Raw genomic sequence first — 19,252 nt, forward strand, 5'->3', positions numbered from 1 at the left:
TCATTCTTCAACAAGGTTCGTTTTTGGCAATAACGCAAACAGTTCATTCACCGATTGGGAGATTAAATGCATTCAGACGTTATGATCTGTATCTGATTCACTTCTTCTTTTCATCAGATGCACACAGGCTGTCCAGACATGGCGCCAATGTACATAGAAGTAATAATGGTAGCACAAAATCACCATGATCAGTCCAGCCGATTGCTGATATCACTGTATAGGTCCAATAGGAGAATGCCTCCAATGATCAGGCAGATCTTGAATGCTTTTGCCATTCGAATCCCCTTTTCGGTTAACTAAGTTCCTCAGTCGTGCTGTTCCGACATAAACCTCATTTTGACAACCTTGCCATGAACCCTTCTTTGTCATGACAGTGCCATAGGGTCCACATGGAAATGGCCAAGTAAATGCCAGCCCAGATCACCGAAACGATTATGAGCGTCGCTTCGTCACTTACCCCATTTAATTTGCTGGGATAAGGGCCGTGAATCAGCGTTACCAAGAAGTCGATCATGAAATGAACAAAAATCGGCATCAGCAATGTGCCATAACGAACGTAGAGAGCAGCCAGCAGCATGCCCATCCCGCTGACTTGAATCATCTGACCCACAGTTGCAACAGCACCTTGGCTTGGCAGATTACTCAAGTGTGCAAGCGAAAACGCCAGACTGCTTAGTAACATGCAATAGATAAAGTTGCGCCTGGTACCACCACGGTTAGCAAGGTAAAAGGCGCGGAGCAAGCCACCGAAAATAACCCCGCGATATAGGTACTCTTCAGGAACAGCGGCGATGGTACCAATGACACTTGCTTGTAAAATATCTAAGAAGTTTCGGTTGGTAAAGATTTGCCAAGCCACAAGGCAGCCCACAATATCCCAGAACACAAATTTCTGCCAGCTTGGCCAGCCAAATGACGTCCTAAAGATAATCTTTTGTCTTAACAGCAACAGATTGAGCCCCAGAATGATAACTAAACTAAGTACTTTATAGAGCACAATGTCTGCCCAAAAATCCAGCTGTAGAAAACTTAAAAATGGGGTGAACACAAATGCTTCTATAAATTCATCCAAGATAAAAATGTATAAAACACGTAATCCAGGCGTGAACAACCGTTGCCGTTTCTTTTTCATTCCGTCACCTTCATCCAAGTTGACAAAGCCGGCTTTTTCCGACATTGCTATGAACAATATACCGATTAATGAATGGCTTTTAGTCAACTAATTTTAAACGTCGTGTTTTCGCCATTTAACGTTGACGATCATCCGTCAAAAATTCGCTAGCGGTCATTTATTGACAAAAAAAGCCACTTCACTCGGCAAACGACGCTACGCTAAGCCAAGAAGAAGTGACGCTGCAGTGTTGAAAAAGTCGCGGAGCTTGCAATTGGCGCAATTCTTCACCGGTCACAAACACCTACATGCCCTGCCATCCCTTTAAAAACCCCGCAATAATTTGGTCAGTGTGTGACCAAGCATCTATCGCAATCAATCCTAAAATCAGCATTGTCAGGAATTTACGCCAGGTAATCCCTTCAATCATTTGTTGCAAATCATCATTCTTTATTCGATGCATCTCATCGTGCTCCTTCCCCAACCAGTCTAAATAAAGTGGTAAGTCACAGGATAAACAGCGTAACACTCGACTTCCGACTTCGCATTTGCGTGTGCCAATATTGGCAACAAACCGATCAAGTAATAAAGTGCGGTCCGCCAACCTGACTCAGCTCTTCATGAATATCATTCTCCATGAAATCTTTCAGTTGTTGCCACCACTGGTCAGCTTCTGGGGATAATTTCATCCCCTGCAACCCAATTAACCGGACAAAGCGAGAATACAGGCGCGCTAATGCGTAGTCAATGGCTCTATTTTGAAGCACATTTTCTTTTTTCAAAATGTGTAGCGCATCATCAATGACCTCTTGTGCATCGGTATTCATGACACTGACGGTTGCAGTTTTTTGAAAGCTTTCGTTGAGCCCTGTCATAATAAAATAGACTTTATTTCGCTGAATCATGTTCATAATATGTCACCATTCCTTTTGATGTCGTGACAATTTTTCTATAGAAATGTTTGAAAAGTATCGATGCTATGGCTTTTAGGTAAACACCGGAAAACAACGGCTTTGTAACCCGACTGATGGATCTTGAGACCCTTTTGTATTTGAACTCTTTTAGATATGAGCCATCGTAACCGATTACATTTTAAAATCAGTTTGTCCTTGTGTACAGAAATTCGGCTTCACGTTTTTCTGCCTTCTAAGCAGACCCAATTCAATGCCTCGCTTTTTCATATCCGGCATCAGCTTCCCGCAACAACGTGAGTCCTGCCGCCAAAAGCAGTAGTGGCAGCGCAAAGTCACCTTGGTTGACCCAGCCCATGGCGGCAGCCAGCGTAAAAAGAAAGACACCACTGATGCCTATCAGTAAAAGATAATGAATTGCTTTATTCAACGTCATCGCCAACTTGTATCCCCCCGTCCAGATGAACTTCTACTTTTTCTCGCGGATGCTTTCACACACTGTACTGGATAGTTCACACGACAACGCAAACTTTTTTTAAACGTAGGATTTTGCCCGATTAACGTCGCTTTTTTGTCAAATATCAACCAAATTTTCTCTTTATTGATCTGCTACTCGGTTTTTCTTAACTGGTGTCAACAAGTTTCATGGCAAAAAAATAGCCGCAGATCTTAGTCTGCGACGTTTTTTGGCAAATGATAACTGATTGATCATCAACTTTAGCCTCACCGTTTAAAATTCACAGCCCCACCTCGGCTAGTGTCCCCAAACAATAGGAATGGCGATTAAGCCGGCTGCCAGTGCTTGTGCACGATAATGTGCTGCATCAATATCGGCAGCAGGTACATCTTTTTTGATGTAATTGAAGACGGCCACCAGCTCTTCTGGTACGGCGTGATGAATCAAATAGTATTTAGAAATGTCGTGGGACAACTGAGTGACAGCCGTCACATAAGCCTTATCGTCATCACCTTCATCAACCTTTTTGGCGTTGGTTTCGATAAGCGCCCGTAATGCCGGCTCTGCTTTGATCGTTGGGTTAGCGTATGCCTTGCTTAGCATCGACATTAAAGTTTCACGTTTATCTGTCATCCTGCACTTCCTTTCGATGATTAACTTGGCAATTCATGCTCACTCGGAGCACCTTAGTCTTTGTGAATATTGTTAGGATGCGCTTGTCAATTGCTAATTTCAAGTATCGATTTGGCGTTTAGATCATGTCATGCCCTGCAAACCCTGTTTTATCAGCAGCCGTGATCTCGCGGAGCACTTCGCAAGGATTACCCGCCGCAATCACGCGAGCTGGGATGTCGTGGGTGACAACACTACCTGCTCCGATAATCGTCCCCGCACCAATCGTGACGCCTGGTAGTACCGTCACATTGGCAGCGAGCCAACAGCCATCCCCGACTACAATCGGTTTAGCAATACAGCCACCAAGTTGTCGTTCAAGCGGATCAAAAAGATGGTTGCTGGTGTACAAACCGACTTTCGGGCCAAACAAAACGTGATTGCCAATGGTCACCGGCGCCCCGTCCAAAATGGTACACTCATAATTGGCATAAAAATGATCGCCTACGCGGATATTCCGACCAAATTCACAGTGAAAGTTTGGGTTCACAAACGGTTTGAAGCCAGTTTGGCCTACCAATTTCCTAAACAAGGCATTGCGTTTGGCTGGATCGTGTTCATTGTTAAGTGCATCAGTTTTGGCAGTTGCTTCATCCCGCACAGCCAGTAACAAAGGATCCATGTCGTCATATGGCTTACCAGTTGCCATGAAAGCAAATTTTTCTTCTAGATTCATTGCGCCACCCCTCTTTCTTGGCTCAAGTTTACCAGACATTTGCGCACTGCGTTGATAATTGCCAATATGTTAAGGTGTGCTTATCGGTACGCATGAAGTCTACAAAAAGCCACCACTTCTTGAAGAAATGGTGGCTTGAAAACAATGACATCGCTTCTGCACACAGAACCACGCCTGTTTTGTTACAAACAGAAACATACAGTTACAGTCTTCATCGTCACAAAATTCTGGCGTTAGGAAATTTCAGCTACTTCCTCGGACTTTATCAGCTTAATCCATAGACTTAATCTCAAGTGACATTAACTCAGATTTTAGCTTTTTTAAATTTGACATAGAGATAAATGTAAAGTCAAGTCTTCCATCTAGAGTAGTGAGAACTATACCTAGATTGCAATAATAAAGTTACCACCTAGAAAGAGGCTTGCTCACTGCTTGAACTGGGGTTTGCCAACGGAGACATTTTCTAGGTTTGTTATTGATAAGCGCTGTGGCTTGTTGAATATCGGTCTCTGAAACCTGATCAAACTGTGTTCCCTTCGGGAAATAGTAGCGAAGTTCTCGATTGAACCGTTCATTTGTGCCCCGTTCATTCGGGTGATAGGCGTGGCAAAAGTAAACCGGTATCCGATAGCGCTTTGTAAGCGCCTGATCGCAGGAAAACTCTTTACCGTGATCAACCGTCACTGATCGAACCGGACCCGGAAAGTCCACCATCAGTCTTGCAAATCCCTTGAGAACAGCATTTTGTGATAAGTTTTCAAGCTTAGTTGTCGCCATTAAACGTGTCACCCGATCGACAATGGTCAAAACAGCAGCCTTTGACCCGCGACCACCGCGAACTGTATCCATCTCTAAATGTCCTTTTTCGGTTCGCCGATTAGCTGACTCACTGCGAATCTCAATTGAGGTGCCTACTGCTTGGTTATAGCGCGACCGAAGGTCTTGTCTTCTTTTATGACGTTTACCGTGATCAAAGAGTTGGCTTGGCTGAAAATCGACTTGTCTTTGATAAATCCAGTGGTAAATCGTGTGTGGCGCACAGTGAACGGCATAACCGACCATTTCAGGGGACCAACCTAGGTTTAGCTTCTCAGTTACCATCCGCTTCAACTTAGGCGTTAAAATCGAGTGCCGACCACAACGATGCCGACAAGTATCGGCATGATCCTGAGCTATAATGGCGCAGTAATCACCTTCAGGGCAACGGTGAAGCTCATGCCTAATAGAAATACGAGAGCGGCCTAAGGTCGCGGCGATGTATTGAATCGTGTGGTGTTGCATCAGTTCTATCTGAGATCGTTCAATTAAGGTTATAATGGCCATGGGACCTGTCCTTCTCTCTAGATGGTATGTTATGCAAACACCATTTTAGCAAGAACGGACAGGTCTTTTTTCACATTTTCTGGGTGGTAACTTTAATTATGCAATCTAGGTATATAAGGGTTCTGGGGATTGATTAACCTACTCAGCCCCTTACTAGATAGTTTCAAATCCCGATTTAACAAAAGTATCTTGGCAATGACTTTGCTTCTTGCTGCCCCTTGCCAAAGTCCTCCAACAAATGGTGCTAGATAAAAAGCGATCGTCGCCAGTAAAATCAAGATAACTATGATGATACTTATTATCTTATCCATTTGTATTTCCTCTTCCTTTTGCACAAATAGACTAATTTGAAATCGATCTTTGACTAAGACAAGAAAAAGTGAGCACTACCAAGGTGTTAGTTATATTGAACAGTTGCGATAGGAGCTAACCGTCTTTGTCCAATATTAGGCTGGGTGAATGTAATTAGTGCTGAGACACAAGGATAATCCTATTGCAGCGCCTGCAACAGTTGTAAATGGATTTAATCCAGCTGCCCCTGCTACCGCTCCCCCGATCGTGGACACAATACACCCACTAGGTTTATTGCGTCGCTTGGCTCCTCCTTGGATTAAGACCAAATCATGCTGTTTTAAAGTAATGCCCACTTCTTTACTTATCATTGCATCCCATCTCCTAAGCATTTAATAGCTGACCCAACCGCTCCTAAGTTTCCACCAACTACGGCGCCGCCGATTATCCCAAAAGGACCACCAGCTAGGCCAGTAATCGTTCCTGATCCAATACCAGCCGTGATGCCAGTAACAAATGTAGCAGCACAATCAAATTTCTTTTTCCCACCTGAAACCCCTGACAACTGAAAATCGTCGAGCTGGCGATAATTATAAGATATAATTTTCCTTCTTTCTTCAAAAAGCAACAAGTTATTTTGTGTAAGGTCGACTTTACTGTCTTTAACATACATTAATTATTTGTGTAAAATGCCAAAATTTTTTAAACGTAGGAAATTTCCAGTTTAACGTCGTCTTTACACTTTTATTGTTCAGTTGCGCTTTAAAAGTCAAAAATTCTTAACGTTTAAATCTCCTTGCTTGGTAAAAACTTCAATTTTTTGCAAAAAAAATCGTCTCAGCAATTTGAGACAATTTTTTCATATCATCAACTTACGGCAAATCATTCCCCGCCGCAAAGTAAATGTCATACCATTCTTGTCGGGTCAACGTGATGTCCGCGCCTTCCGCACTTTCCTTGATATGTTCAGGATTCATAGAGCCGAGAATCACCTGCACACCAACTGGATGGCGTAATAGCCAAGCGACTGCGATTGCATTTTTATTGGTGTGGTAGTGGTCAGCGACTTTCTGCAGTTCATCATTCAACGCCTTAAACTTCGGGCTATCGATAAAGGTGCCTTCAAACATGCCGTATTGGAATGGTGACCATGCTTGTAAGGTCATGTGTTTGCGTTGCAAGTATGGTAATAGGCTGCCATCATGATCGACCGAGGCAGCGTCGGCCATGTTGGTGTGCATCCCCGCATTGACCATGCCAGTATGGGCAACGGAGAATTGAACTTGGTCAATCAGCAAAGGCTGCCGAATGCCGCTTTCAAGCAACGCAATTTGTTCAGGGTTAAAGTTGGAGACGCCAAAATGCCGAACCTTGCCACTTTGTTCCAATGCATCAAAGGCCGCCGCAACGTCATCGACTTCCATTAACGGATCTGGCCGATGCAGCAAGACCGAATCAAGGTAATCAACCTGCAACCGTTTCAAAATGTGATCAACCGCTGACAGTAAGTGATCTTTTGAAAAGTCGTACCGTTTGCCGAATACCAAACTGCCATGAGAGCGTTTTGGATCAACGACGATCCCGACTTTCGATTGAATGAATACCTGATCGCGGGAAACGCTGGCTTGCTTCAAGGCTTCACCAAAAACTTCTTCGGATTTGCCTTGGCCATAAATGTCGGCCGAGTCGATAAAGTTGATGCCGTCATTGTACGCACTATCCAGCACATTGGCCGCTTTGTCGGGGGCCAGCACATTCATCCGCATGATGCCCAAAGCCACACTTGACGCCTGCCAATTGGATCCGCCTAATCGAACTTGTTTCATAAACACAAAACTCCCTTCGATACGTCATTTCAAATTATGTTACTGACGACAAGTTAAGTGTAGCCCCTAAAGTCCACTTGAGGTCAAGCCAATATTAGAATTTCAATAAAACAGCTTGCATGGTGCTGAGCTGCGCGGTAGGTTAAGCTGTGTCTGTTACTTATTTTTTCTTAGCAGGATAAGCCCATAAAGGAGGCCGTGATTTTGACAGTTAAAGATAAAGTGGTTGTAATCACAGGTGCATCGAGCGGGATTGGCGCGGCAACGGTACAAGTGTTGGCCGAGGCTGGTGCAAAACTAGTCATCGGTGCGCGGCGCACAGAACGGTTGGCTGAATTGGCGGCCAGCTTTACGGACGGTCAGGTGCTGTATCAACAAACCGATGTGACCGACCAGCAGCAAGTGAAAGCGCTGATTGATTTGGCGTTGGATAAGTTTGGTCATGTGGATGTTTTGTATAACAACGCTGGCCTGATGCCACTTTCTGAAATGGCCGAACTCAAAGTCAACGAATGGGAACGTATGATTGACGTCAACATTAAAGGCGTCTTGTATGGGATCGCCGCGGTTTTACCGCCTATGATTGCCCAACACAGTGGCCAAATTATCACAACAGACTCAGTTGCCGGTCACATTGTTCACCCTGGAACCGCCGTTTACTCCGGTACCAAGTGGGCTATTCAGGCGATCATGGACGGCCTGCGACAAGAACAAGCGGCTAATCATATTAAAACGACCATGATCTCGCCCGGTGCCGTGAATACTGAGCTTTTCAGCACAATTACCGATCCTAAGCGCCGTGAAGCTGTTGAAGCCGATGAAAAAAACAATGGCCTCAGCGCCTCGGATGTTGCCAAGGCAGTTTTGTATGCCATTGATCAACCGGCCAATGTTGCCATCAATGAAGTGCTCTTACGGCCAGTCACGCAAGAACGTTAATTTTCGTCTAAAGGAGTGTGATTGCATGTCGGGTTATCATTTTTTAAAACCGTTCACCTTCAAGCACCAAACCATCACGTTGAAAAATCGCATTGTCATTCCGCCGATGACAACGCGCCTGTCGTTTGAAGACGGCACTGTGACGCGGGACGAAATCAGGTATTACCAGCAACGGGCCGGTGGCGTCGGCATGTTTATTACCGGTACCGCCAATGTCAATGCGCTTGGCAAAGGATTCGAAGGTGAGCTAAGTGTCGCTGATGATCGATTCATCCCCGGTTTGAGCAAACTCGCCGCTGCGATGAAAACAGGCGGCACCAAGGCTATTTTGCAAATCTTCAGCGCTGGCCGCATGAGCAATAGCAAGATTCTGCGCGGTGAGCAGCCAGTCAGTGCCAGTGCGGTTGCTGCGCCACGGGCGGGTTACGAAACACCGCGCGCATTGACATCGGCAGAAATCGAGGCCACTATTCACGATTTTGGTCAGGCTGTGCGCCGCGCCATCCTTGCTGGTTTTGATGGCATCGAACTGCATGGTGCCAACACCTATCTGATACAGCAATTCTATTCGCCAAACTCTAATCGCCGAACCGATGAATGGGGCGGTGACCGCGATAAGCGGATGCGTTTTCCGTTGGCAGTCGTTCATGAAGCAGAAAAAGTGATTGCCACAATTGCTGACCGGCCATTTTTGTTAGGCTACCGCATTTCGCCGGAAGAGTTGGAACAGCCTGGCATTACCTTGGATGATACCTTGGCCTTAATCGACGCTTTGAAACAAACCAAGATTGATTACCAGCATGTCTCCCAAAGTGACGTTTGGCGAACCTCATTGCGCAACCCCGAGGACACAGCCATCATGAATGAACAAATTCGTGACCATGTCGCCGGTGCTTTTCCAGTGATTGTGGTCGGTGGCATTAAAACCCCCGCCGATGCTGAGAAAGCGGCAGAATCCTTTGATTTGGTCGCGATTGGTCACGAAATGATTCGCGAGCCGCACTGGGTTCAGAAGGTCTTAGACCATGACGAAAAGGCGATCCGTTACCAGATCGCCCCTGCTGATCTTGAAGAACTTGGCATTGCGCCGACCTTCCTCGATTTTATCGAAAGTATTTCCGGTGGGGCAAAAGGTGTCCCGTTAACAACTGCGCAGTCTGTGACATCAAGCAACGTGACTCAAGATTAATCTAGCATTTCAAATCATCGTGCGAGTCGAGCTGTAAAAAGCTCGGCTTTTTTCTTGCCGTCTTCAACTTACGCGATGGTGCCTGAAGCTACCAGTGATTTATAAGTTTTAAATCAAGGTGTGATCATCACCTGCTCACGCTCTGACTTAAACGCGTTCACCAGCGCAGAAACCTACACATAAGGACCTGAAACCTAAATGGTCAAAGCCCGACCATTTAGGTTTCAGGCCACTTATGTTCCGGTTTCTAACCGCGCCAGCTCACGCTCTGACTTAAACGCGTTCGCTGGCGCAGCTCGGCTATGCGAAGAACAGTGACACAGATGGTCCAAAGCCCAGACCATCTGTGTCACTGCCACTTCGCTACGCCGAGCTAACCGCGCCAGTTCACGCTCTTGTCATTTTTAACGGGTCGACCCACTTATCAAACTGCGCTGCTGTGACGTCACCGCTTTTGATGGCGGCTGTTTTTAGATCGAGGTTTTCTTGCTCAGCCAATTGCGCGATGGCGGCACTTTTTTCGTAGCCGATGTGGGGTGCGAGGGCGGTGACCAGCATGAGCGAATGATCAACGAGTGCCCTCATATGCGGTGCGTGGATGGTCAAGCCGGCAGCTAATTTTTCAGTGAAACTCGTGACTGTTTTGGTTAGTAGATCAGCTGACTCTAAAAAGGTACTGATGATAACCGGCTTGTAGACGTTCAATTCAAAATTGCCTTGTGACGCGGCCACCGTGATCGTCGTATCGTTGCCCATGACTCGAACAGCGGCCATGGTTAGCGCTTCGGCCTGTGTGGGATTCACTTTGCCCGGCATGATGGAACTACCAGGCTCATTGGCCGGAATGCGCAACTCGCCGTATCCAGCACGTGGACCACTGGCAAGGAAGCGAATGTCATTGGCGATTTTAAGCAGATCAGCCGCTAGCGTTTTAATGGCACCATGAACAACGCTAATTTCTGAGTGAGCCGCTAAAGCAGCAAACTTATTGGTTTTCGCCGAAAGTGGTAATTGATAAACATCGCTCAATCGGCCCGCCACAATCTTGCCAAAGTTAGGGTCAGCGTTAAGCCCCGTTCCGACTGCTGTTCCGCCAATGGCTAAGTAAAAAAGATTGGGCTGAAGCTGCTTTAAAGCAATCTGATCATGCTCCATCATGGCCACCCATCCGCTGATTTCTTGGCCAAACGTTAGCGGCGTTGCATCCTGTAAATGAGTTCGACCGATTTTAACAACACGAGCGTAAGTGACGGCTTTTGAATATAAAACACTGCACAGTTGGTTGACAGCGTGCAGCAACTGATTCACTGCAATAGCCGCCGTAATATTCATCACAGTTGGAAAAGTATCATTGGAGCTTTGACTGTGATTCACATCATCATTCGGTAAGATCGGCAAGTCGGGGTTGAGTTTTGCAGCTTGGTGGCTAATGACTTCGTTCACATTCATATTTGTTTGTGTGCCAGACCCGGTTTGATAGACATGCAGTGGAAAATCTTTTTGCAGTTTTTCGTCTGGCAAGGCCAACAAGGCATCGACTGCTCGCGTGATTAATTGGCCTTTTGGTGCCGGTAAAACATCAGCGGCCACATTTGCTCGCGCTGCCGCTTTTTTGAGTTGCAGCAAGGCCCTAATCACTGGCATCGGCATCAATGGACCAGCCTGAAAATTATGCCGGCTGCGCTCTGTTTGCGGTCCCCACAAAGCGTTTGCCGGAATTTCAACTGGTCCTAATGTGTCCGTTTCTGTTCGATATTTGCTCATGTTTACCTCCGTCATCACCATCAGAAAAATTCAACCAACATGCCTATTTGCATAGACCCATTTTACACGAATTCGCCCACGGTTAAACAACTCAAGTAAAACAAAAAGCCACCCAGCAAGGTTAATCGCCGTTTAGTGCAATATTGTTTCGACAAGTTGTGCCGCTTCGGTTTGAGCTTTGATAGAACCAGTGGTCAGTAATGACAAGTAGAGATGGATCGGATCTGCCTGTGGTGTCGATATACCACCATGCAGCCGACGACTCACCGTAGCCGGATCAACTGACCATGTTTGAATGATGACTGCGCGACTATCATCGACACGATGCTTGCTATTGGCAATTTTTAGAGTTAATTCCGCCTTCAGTAAACGATCATATGCAGCCTGTGAGACAGCATAAATCAACGGTTGGTTACTGCCAAATATCGCTGCCTTAATTAGAACGGTACCGGCCGCCTCCAAAGGAAAGTTTTCACTGAAGTCACCGCTGATTTTCAGCAACTGCTCAAACTCATCAGCAGTGTATGTGCGGGTTGCTAGAATTGGCGATGTCATTAGACCGTTATATTGCTTGAAAAGCGTCCATGGATCATTTGCCAGTTGATAATGCTTATGAGTTCGATGGCGATCGGCCAATAAAGCGCCAGAAACCTGTAGTTCCAATCTAGCGCGCTTCATGATTGTTCGACTGCCAATACCTGCTAATTGGCCAAAATCTTCAAAAAACTGCCGCCCGCCGCGAAACGACAGACGCTTCTTGCTGCCGTTTGCCTGAGAACCCAGACGATCAGCATACATAAGACTGATCAGCAGATCCGTTGCATGTTGCGACAACATGGCTGGCGTTTCTAATAACTGTGTTGACGTGCTTGTTTCTTCTCCCTGTGCCATCCCATCACTCGCTTTCTATATTGTTTGCCTATTCATGAGACTATGAAACTTTAGCTCCTATGCTTTCTGTCATGACGTGCGCCGGCTTGTACTTAAAAAAGCCGCTTTGATCACCAAACAGATGATCAAAGCGGCTTTACTAGGAAAACTGACAACGATAATGATTATTTGGTTGAATGCGTGGCCGTCTTAGATTGCATATGATCTAACCCAAGAATAGCGAATAGCCAAGGATCGTACCCCACAGATTCCTCGATCCCATCGCAACTCATGGCCAAAGATTCAAACAAATCATTGTTCGTCAACATCTGCTTTCGCCTCTTTTTCATCGGCTACAGCTGCAAGATGTGCTTCATAACGTTGATTGCCTTTATACAGATCCCAGATCGTCCAAGCGAGTAACGCGAGGATGGCTACGATCAGAACAATGGCAATGATGTTGGCCATGTTGGTTTGTGTAGCCGTTGGATGATCGCCGAAGAATCCGGCGATTGAATCTGGCAGGCCTTTAAGGTTCAGTCCAGTTAAGCCGAGAACGGAAATCCAACCGAGCACTTTGACCCAACCAGTGTTCTTGAACCGATCGCCCATTTCGACTTTACTGTTTGTGAACATCAACAGTGGCAACATTGAGAATGGTAACGCAAACGCTAGAAAGACCTGTGAATTGTTCATCAAGGTATTTAACGCCTCATGTTGCTGAATTGGCGTGTCTCTAGCCGTCAACATAACACAGACGATAACTGGAATGACGGAAATAATCCGGGTAACCAACCGTCGTGCCCACAGAGGCATTTTCATATGGACAAAGCCTTCCATGATGACCTGACCCGTTAAGGTACCGGTGATGGTGGAGTTTTGACCTGATGCCAGTAACGCAACCGCGAACAGAATTGACAGAATACCAGATTTAGCAACGGCAATTAAAACACCATTACTTAAGGTTGAAGAATCTGACAAAGCTTGGAACAAGCCGAAGAATGATGGATCTTTAACGGCACCACTCTTGAAGACTGCGACCCCCATAACCAACAGCAAGCAGTTAACAACAAAGGCGAATGACAGCTGAATGTTAGAATCCCATGCTGAGAACTTAACAGCCTGTGCCACATCATCCGGGTTCTTGTGATCAATTTTCCGCGTTTGCGAAATGGCACTGTGCAGATAAAGGTTATGCGGCATAACCGTCGCACCAATAATGCCAAGTGCACCTTGGATAGGACTCATGCCGTTAATCGAAGGTGAACTAGCGAATGTTTCACCGGTTGGAATGAATCCCTTCAGCAAAGCACCCATGTTCGGATCGGACAAAGCAACCTGATAAACGAAGACCAGTAAAATGACAAGAATAAGAGCAACAACAATGGCTTCGATCTTTCGGAACCCGATCTTGGTCAACAGCAGCAGCACTAGCACATCGAGGACCGTTACCAGAACGGCGATGACTAGTGGAATGTGGAACAACAGATAAAGCGCAATGGCAGCACCGATAACTTCAGCGATATCAGTCGCCATAATGGCCAACTCAGTCAGGATCCACAGCACAATCCCTAACTTCTTCGACGTCCGTGCGCGGATAGCCTGTGCAAGGTCCATTTGGCTAACAATGCCAAGTTTAGCTGCCATGTATTGCAATAGCATCGCAATCAAACTTGACATCAGGATAACGGAAATCAGTAAGTACTGAAAGTTTTGCCCACCTGTGATGGACGTTGACCAATTCCCGGGATCCATGTAACCAACGGCAACCAACGCCCCTGGCCCGGAATAAGCAAAAAGCGTGCGCCAAAACCCTTTCCCGTGCGGCACCTCAACAGTACCGTTAATTTCTTCCAATGACGGCCCATTCGCGTATTGAATGAGCTTAATTGGATGGCGCTTCTTGTGATCATCACTCACAATAACTCTCCCCTTTCGTTTGAAAAAAGTTAAGTCCCTGGGGAACAAGGCCTTTTAGGTCTCCCTAACTTAATCCTTTCTTAGGATATGCCTGTACTGATATATCGTCAACCGTTTTATGAAAATAATTTGTGTTTTTAAAGGAAAAATTGTGAAAATGACCATACAAGTTATTGCTCATAATTGCCGTTATTGTTAAAAAGTCACTAGTGTGAGGATGTTCAAACGTCTTTTTGAAAAATTTATCGACCCATCAGGTTTTTCAACTTTTCTGCAAATGCTAGTGTCCCCATAACCGCCATTAACAAATTGTTTGCAACCGGTTTAGGCATACCATATTATATAGTTAGCAACAAAAAATTTATATTATGAAATGAGGAATCATGCATGGAAGAAGTTCCTGACTCGCAACCACCTGCGTCTGCACACAGTATCAAGGACCTGCAGCAATCGTTGCAGGTCCCGTCCCTTGACCACGGCCTTTCTAAAGAAGAAGCCGCTAAACGCCTGAAGGCAAATGGACCGAACTCAATCGAGTCGCATCCAACGCCAAAATGGCTAATTTTTCTGCGTCAGTTTAACAATCTGATCATCTATATCCTGATCATTGCCGCGATTTTGACAACCGTGATAGGTGATGTGACCGATACCTCAGTTATCGTTTTGGTCATTATCATCAATGCTATCATCGGCTACTATCAGGAAAGTAACGCCAGCGATTCCTTGGAAAAAATCAAGAAAATGCTGGCTCCTGAAGCCACGGTTTACCGTGACGGCGAACGGCTTGATATCCCTAGTGCCAATCTTGTGGTCGGTGATGTCGTCTTCCTTGAAGCAGGCGATAATGTCCCGGCTGATTTGCGCTTAGTTGATATTGATAATCTCACCATTCAGGAGGCTGTCCTCACTGGCGAAGCCAATTCCGTCATCAAAACCACCGCAACATTGCCAGCCGACACGCCATTAGCTGACCAAAGCAATATTGCGTTCGCCTCCACTGCCGTTGCTGGTGGCAGTGGCATCGGCATCGTGGTTGCCACCGGCCATCACACCGAATTCGGTAAGATTTCCCAAGCGGTATCGGATGTCCGCAAAGGCCGCTCGCCGATGATGCGTGAAATTGACGGCATCGGCAAAGGCATCTCTTATGCCATCATTGCCGCTGCCATACTGTTGTTCATTTTCGGCCTCGTCATTGGCAAATACAGTCTGCCCGTTCTCGCCTTGGCCATTGTCACGATGGTCGTCGGTTCTATGCCAGAAGGCTTGCCAGCCACCACCTCGGTCATCTTGGCCATGGGCGTGTCCAACATGGCCAAAAAGCAGCATGTCATTGTGAAAACCTTGCCAGCTGCTGAAACGCTTGGCTCAGTGGATGTCATCTGTACCGACAAAACTGGTACACTCACCAAAAACGAGATGACGATTACCACCATCGTGACACCGCAAGCAACTTACGATGTCAGCGGTACCGGTTATGCGCCGACTGGTGACTTTTCAATGGCTGGAAAAGTGATTGATCCAGCTGAACATGCCGATTTATCAGCATTACTGACTGCTGGATTTGAAGCCAACGACACGGAATTGCACCAAGAAGATGGTCGTTATGTCATTAACGGCGAACCCACAGATGGCTCGTTTCTGACTGCCTACTACAAGGCTTTCAAACAGGAACCGGCGAACACCGAGCGCGATCTGATGCCATTTGATTCCAACAACCGATACATGGCGAAGTTAGCTAAATGTGCCGATGGTCGCACGAGACTGTTTGTTAAAGGATCGCCGGATAAAATTCTTCCGTTAGTTGCTGCAACGCATGCTGACTTTGATCAGGATCGCTACTTGAAGCTCACCAGCCAGTTCAGTGTCCAAGGCCAACGGGTCATCGCGGTTGCCGAAAAGGTAGTGACAGACGACACAACCGAAATTACCCCTGAACTGCTCAGCGAAGGCCTTGATTTTCTCGGCATCACCGCGATTATCGACCCGCCGCGTGAGTCTGTTATTACGGCCATCAAGCAAATGCGCCGCGCTGGCGTGAAGGTGAAAATGATTACTGGTGATCATCCGGAAACTGCCATCGCGATTGCCAAAAAACTCGGACTGGCTGATTCCCCAGAAGCGGTCACCGGTGCGCAATTGGCGGGCCTATCAGATGAAAAACGTCGACAATTGATTCTTAATGCTGATGTTTTTGCCCGAACGACCCCTAAAGACAAGCTGACCATCGTCTCTGTGCTGCAAGAAGCAGGCAATGTCACGGCAATGGTCGGTGATGGCGTCAATGATGCGCCAGCCCTTAAAAAAGCCGATGTCGGCGTTGCTATGGGCCAGTCTGGTACTGATGTTGCTAAGGATGCAGCGGATATGGTACTGACCGATGATCGCTTTGCTCGCATGGAAACTGCCATCGCGCAAGGGCGGCGGATTTACCAGAATATCAAAAAGAGTATTCTGTTCCTGCTGCCGACTTCATTTGCTGAAGGCTTGGTCATCGTGTTCACCATTCTGACGCAACAAGAAATGCCATTGCGTGCCAGTCAACTCCTGTGGATCAACATGGTCAGTGCTATTACGATCCAATTTGCCTTCATTTTCGAACCTGCGGAAGCCGGCACCATGGATCGACCACCACGTAAGAAGAACGCCGCGATGATGCATAAACACGATGTTTTCCAAATTGCTTATGTTGCCATGTTAATTGCAGGCATCGGCTTGTGGGCGTTTGACTGGTTGACCGCCAATCATCTAACCGACCGCACGACGGCAAGTACCATGATGGTTAACATGATTGTTTTAGGTAAAATTTTCTATCTGTTTAACATTCGCACCAATACATTGGCACTCTCAAAGAACCTGTTCAGTAATCCCATGGCCTTCGCCATCATTGGGATCATGCTAGCATTGCAATGCTTCCTGACCTATGTGCCGTTTATGCAAGACATTTTCCAAACCGCACCGATGTCTTGGCGTGAATGGGGACTGGCGATACTTGCTGGCTCAATCATTCTCATTGTGACCGAAATTGACAAAATCATTCGGATCCGCCGTCAGCGTATGCGCGGCCATGGTGCCTTTCGGTCAGTAACCAAAACGCAAGGATAATGTTTGGCCTCCCTAAATTTTTTCTTCCATTTTTGGATTGATCATGGTAATACTATAAGTAAGGTTTCCCTAACAAACCTTATGCGTATTTAGAAGGCCTGACAGCCAGATCGACCATCACTCAAGCTGTCAGGCTTTTTGAATACCTTTTTTCTTTTAAACAAAGGCGTTATCAGTTGAGCAGTCCCGAATCCTGCTTAGTCACATCACTAAAAATTATTTCAGGCTTACCTAATATTTCTCTTTTAAATATCATCATAACTGCTATACTAAAAGTGAAAAGAAGAGGAGTGATCGTTTTGAAATTGTATCAAAGCCTTACCCAAGTCCAAATCAACGAACAATTCGCTGGTCAAGCTAGCGGCTACAAGCTCACCACGACCCTTGATAAACCGCTGAACTACGATCCAACGATTCTCTATCAGTACTTGGACACCGTCCTGAAACCGGGCAGTCGCCACGACGAAAACAACTTGCGCTACGTGACTGATCCGGGCTATATCGGCGAAAACTTTAATTACCAAAGCGTCCCGTTTACTTCGCACATGACCGAATTCGACGAGAAGATGGCCTTCGCACGCAAACTGGTGGCCGACCTTAATCGTCATTTATCTGTCAACATCAAACCAGAAGATGAAACTATCGAACTGGTCTTTGTTGACTAAAGCAACCGTGTTACCCTCCTTTCCTAGTCGCGATGCTTCTCTCCTGATCATTTGCGGCTAAGTACCCAGTCAAGCATGCTTAGTTGCAATAAAAATGACCGTCTACTTTTTGGTAGACGGTCATTTTTGTAGATGCAAAGCACGAATTCGCAGCTATGCCGCTTTCTTCGCGACTTCCTTTGGTAACGTCAACGCCAGCAACAAGCCAATCAGGCCCACGCCAGCAAACACAGCGAAGGTAACAGCAAAACCGCCAGCATGACTTCGCAGCGTGGTTTGCATGCCATCCAACAACACTGTGGCGAACATGACACCGGCAGACCCAAATAACTGACGAGCCGTCGTTGTGACCGCAGTGCCGTCTGCCACAAGCTCATTCGGCAAGGCATTCGCGCCAGCCGTCACTGAGGGCATCATCACAAAAGCGTTACCGGCTTCAGTCGCCATCGCCAACATAATTGCCCCAATCAGTGGTAAATGATGGGCAAAGACTGCTAACAGACCAAAGCCGCCAGTAATCAGCAACATGCCAATCATGGCCACGACACGCGGTCCAAAGCGATCCAGTAGGCGCCCGCTAATTGGATTCAAAATACTCAGCAACACCGCAGCTGGCACTAAGGACAAGCCAGAAATCAACGGTGACAAACCAAGTAGCGTTTGAAAGTAAAGCGGCATCAGGATAGTGGTGACAATCAAACCGACGTATGAAATTCCGGTCAGAAACACCGCTTTAGTAAACATACCAGTGGCAAAAACTCGCATTTGCAACATTGGTGGTTGGCGATTCAATTGCCGAACAACGAAAATACCAGCTGCCAGAACGCCTAAAATCAACAAACCAACCACGCCAACAGTTAAGCCTTTTTTCGACAAAGCACCCAAGGCATAAAGTAGAATTGGAAAACTTGCGGATAAAAGGAAGGACACCCAGTCCAGTTGCGTCGGTTGCAATGGCATGACAGACGCAATGGTCACCGTTGAAACGGCCAGCACAAGCAGCGAAACGACCAAGAAGAACAAGAATAAAGCCTGCCAAGGGAACCATGTCAGCAAAACACCGGAAATAATCGGACCGACTGCCAAGGCTGAACCCATGACCAATCCCGCCGTGCCCATCACCCGACCACGCTCACTATGCGGCGTAATCGTCAGCAACACGGTCTGGAAACTCGGGAAAATAATCCCGACCGCAATCGCTTCAAGCAACCGGCCAATCATGAGCACGGTAAAACTCGGTGCCCAGATACATAAGCCTGTCCCAATGGCAAAAATGAGTTCAATCGCTTGGAAAAGCCGTTGGAAAGGAACATTATGCAACAGCCATGGACTAACCGGAATCATCAAGGTCATCACCAACATAAAGCCGGTTGTCAGCCAAGCAACTGTATCCGCTCCTAAACCAAAAGCTTTCATAAAAGCAGGATAAGCGGTGCTTAAAGAAGACTGAGAAATTGACATCGAAAAGGTACCTGTCAGTAACGTGGCGACAAAAGCCCCGCGATGTTTGATCGTTGGAGAGTGCATATTAAA

General features: G+C 46.5%; 18 protein-coding genes and 1 pseudogene. 4 read left to right on the forward strand and 15 right to left on the reverse strand.

The window, feature by feature from the left end; translation table 11 throughout:
* Positions 1-331: 331 nt before the first annotated feature.
* The 11 genes and pseudogenes from AC07KQ_RS11565 to AC07KQ_RS11615 all read right to left on the reverse strand — a co-directional run bounded on the left by AC07KQ_RS11565 (position 332) and on the right by AC07KQ_RS11615 (position 7,267).
* Positions 332-1,132, reverse strand: coding sequence for a CPBP family intramembrane glutamic endopeptidase (locus AC07KQ_RS11565; protein ID WP_032800964.1), 801 nt, complete (start codon positions 1,130-1,132; stop codon positions 332-334).
* 283 nt (positions 1,133-1,415) lie between these two features.
* Complete coding sequence (locus AC07KQ_RS11570; RefSeq protein WP_013246054.1) at positions 1,416-1,574, reverse strand: hypothetical protein; 159 nt, start codon at positions 1,572-1,574, stop codon at positions 1,416-1,418.
* Positions 1,575-1,689: 115 nt separating this feature from the next.
* Positions 1,690-2,022: a hypothetical protein gene (locus tag AC07KQ_RS11575; protein ID WP_003567365.1), complete on the reverse strand. Its 333-nt coding sequence runs from the start codon at positions 2,020-2,022 to the stop codon at positions 1,690-1,692.
* Positions 2,023-2,272: 250 nt separating this feature from the next.
* Positions 2,273-2,464: a hypothetical protein gene (locus AC07KQ_RS11580; protein ID WP_013246055.1), complete on the reverse strand. Its 192-nt coding sequence runs from the start codon at positions 2,462-2,464 to the stop codon at positions 2,273-2,275.
* Positions 2,465-2,776: 312 nt separating this feature from the next.
* Positions 2,777-3,112, reverse strand: a complete 336-nt coding sequence (locus tag AC07KQ_RS11585) for a bacteriocin immunity family protein (RefSeq protein WP_003576308.1) — start codon at positions 3,110-3,112, stop codon at positions 2,777-2,779.
* A gap of 118 nt (positions 3,113-3,230) precedes the next feature.
* Positions 3,231-3,827, reverse strand: coding sequence for a sugar O-acetyltransferase (locus tag AC07KQ_RS11590; protein ID WP_013246056.1), 597 nt, complete (start codon positions 3,825-3,827; stop codon positions 3,231-3,233).
* A gap of 402 nt (positions 3,828-4,229) precedes the next feature.
* Positions 4,230-5,150 carry an IS30 family transposase gene (locus tag AC07KQ_RS11595; RefSeq protein WP_003574021.1) on the reverse strand — a complete coding sequence of 307 codons (921 nt, stop codon included), beginning with the start codon at positions 5,148-5,150 and terminating at the stop codon, positions 4,230-4,232.
* 110 nt (positions 5,151-5,260) lie between these two features.
* Positions 5,261-5,461 (reverse strand): annotated as a pseudogene (locus AC07KQ_RS11600) (hypothetical protein); the annotation flags it as partial.
* A gap of 135 nt (positions 5,462-5,596) precedes the next feature.
* Positions 5,597-5,812, reverse strand: a complete 216-nt coding sequence (locus tag AC07KQ_RS11605; RefSeq protein WP_003567374.1) for a hypothetical protein — start codon at positions 5,810-5,812, stop codon at positions 5,597-5,599.
* Positions 5,809-6,042: a Blp family class II bacteriocin gene (locus AC07KQ_RS11610; protein ID WP_003567376.1), complete on the reverse strand. Its 234-nt coding sequence runs from the start codon at positions 6,040-6,042 to the stop codon at positions 5,809-5,811. Before AC07KQ_RS11610 ends, AC07KQ_RS11605 begins: the two co-directional genes overlap by 4 nt.
* A gap of 271 nt (positions 6,043-6,313) precedes the next feature.
* Positions 6,314-7,267, reverse strand: coding sequence for an aldo/keto reductase (locus AC07KQ_RS11615; RefSeq protein WP_013246059.1), 954 nt, complete (start codon positions 7,265-7,267; stop codon positions 6,314-6,316).
* Positions 7,268-7,471: 204 nt separating this feature from the next.
* Here AC07KQ_RS11615 and AC07KQ_RS11620 point away from each other — a divergent pair, with 204 nt between their 5' ends.
* Positions 7,472-8,206 (forward strand): SDR family oxidoreductase, encoded by a 735-nt coding sequence (locus AC07KQ_RS11620; protein ID WP_003580891.1) that lies wholly within the window; start codon positions 7,472-7,474, stop codon positions 8,204-8,206.
* Positions 8,207-8,231: 25 nt separating this feature from the next.
* Entirely contained in the window at positions 8,232-9,395 is a 1,164-nt protein-coding gene (locus AC07KQ_RS11625; RefSeq protein ID WP_480156565.1) for an NADH-dependent flavin oxidoreductase, read from the forward strand.
* 387 nt (positions 9,396-9,782) lie between these two features.
* On the opposite strand, the gene AC07KQ_RS11630 is transcribed toward AC07KQ_RS11625, so the two are convergent.
* The 3 genes from AC07KQ_RS11630 to AC07KQ_RS11640 form a co-directional block, all read right to left on the reverse strand.
* Complete coding sequence (locus AC07KQ_RS11630) at positions 9,783-11,159, reverse strand: class II fumarate hydratase (RefSeq protein ID WP_013246061.1); 1,377 nt, start codon at positions 11,157-11,159, stop codon at positions 9,783-9,785.
* Positions 11,160-11,291: 132 nt separating this feature from the next.
* Entirely contained in the window at positions 11,292-12,050 is a 759-nt protein-coding gene (locus tag AC07KQ_RS11635; protein ID WP_003576318.1) for a hypothetical protein, read from the reverse strand.
* Between the two features lie 291 nt (positions 12,051-12,341).
* Positions 12,342-13,949 carry an Nramp family divalent metal transporter gene (locus AC07KQ_RS11640; protein WP_003567390.1) on the reverse strand — a complete coding sequence of 536 codons (1,608 nt, stop codon included), beginning with the start codon at positions 13,947-13,949 and terminating at the stop codon, positions 12,342-12,344.
* 387 nt (positions 13,950-14,336) lie between these two features.
* On the opposite strand from AC07KQ_RS11640, the gene AC07KQ_RS11645 reads away from it, so the two are divergent.
* Entirely contained in the window at positions 14,337-17,054 is a 2,718-nt protein-coding gene (locus AC07KQ_RS11645) for an HAD-IC family P-type ATPase (protein ID WP_013246064.1), read from the forward strand.
* Positions 17,055-17,353: 299 nt separating this feature from the next.
* Entirely contained in the window at positions 17,354-17,719 is a 366-nt protein-coding gene (locus tag AC07KQ_RS11650; protein WP_003567394.1) for a hypothetical protein, read from the forward strand.
* 153 nt (positions 17,720-17,872) lie between these two features.
* Here the strand turns inward: AC07KQ_RS11650 and AC07KQ_RS11655 are convergent, their stop codons facing one another.
* Complete coding sequence (locus AC07KQ_RS11655) at positions 17,873-19,246, reverse strand: MFS transporter (RefSeq protein WP_013246065.1); 1,374 nt, start codon at positions 19,244-19,246, stop codon at positions 17,873-17,875.
* Positions 19,247-19,252 lie beyond the last annotated feature (6 nt).

The organism is Lacticaseibacillus sp. YLM2-1 (assembly GCF_056583465.1).

Coding starts and splice junctions, on each gene's coding strand:
- AC07KQ_RS11565 (WP_032800964.1), bottom strand. CDS start 1,132: ATGAAAAAGAAACGGCAACGGTTGTTCACGCCTGGATTACGTGTTTTA.
- AC07KQ_RS11570 (WP_013246054.1), bottom strand. CDS start 1,574: ATGCATCGAATAAAGAATGATGATTTGCAACAAATGATTGAAGGGATT.
- AC07KQ_RS11575 (WP_003567365.1), bottom strand. CDS start 2,022: ATGAACATGATTCAGCGAAATAAAGTCTATTTTATTATGACAGGGCTC.
- AC07KQ_RS11585 (WP_003576308.1), bottom strand. CDS start 3,112: ATGACAGATAAACGTGAAACTTTAATGTCGATGCTAAGCAAGGCATAC.
- AC07KQ_RS11590 (WP_013246056.1), bottom strand. CDS start 3,827: ATGAATCTAGAAGAAAAATTTGCTTTCATGGCAACTGGTAAGCCATAT.
- AC07KQ_RS11595 (WP_003574021.1), bottom strand. CDS start 5,150: ATGGCCATTATAACCTTAATTGAACGATCTCAGATAGAACTGATGCAA.
- AC07KQ_RS11605 (WP_003567374.1), bottom strand. CDS start 5,812: ATGATAAGTAAAGAAGTGGGCATTACTTTAAAACAGCATGATTTGGTC.
- AC07KQ_RS11615 (WP_013246059.1), bottom strand. CDS start 7,267: ATGAAACAAGTTCGATTAGGCGGATCCAATTGGCAGGCGTCAAGTGTG.
- AC07KQ_RS11625 (WP_480156565.1), top strand. CDS start 8,232: ATGTCGGGTTATCATTTTTTAAAACCGTTCACCTTCAAGCACCAAACC.
- AC07KQ_RS11630 (WP_013246061.1), bottom strand. CDS start 11,159: ATGAGCAAATATCGAACAGAAACGGACACATTAGGACCAGTTGAAATT.
- AC07KQ_RS11635 (WP_003576318.1), bottom strand. CDS start 12,050: ATGGCACAGGGAGAAGAAACAAGCACGTCAACACAGTTATTAGAAACG.
- AC07KQ_RS11645 (WP_013246064.1), top strand. CDS start 14,337: ATGGAAGAAGTTCCTGACTCGCAACCACCTGCGTCTGCACACAGTATC.
- AC07KQ_RS11655 (WP_013246065.1), bottom strand. CDS start 19,246: ATGCACTCTCCAACGATCAAACATCGCGGGGCTTTTGTCGCCACGTTA.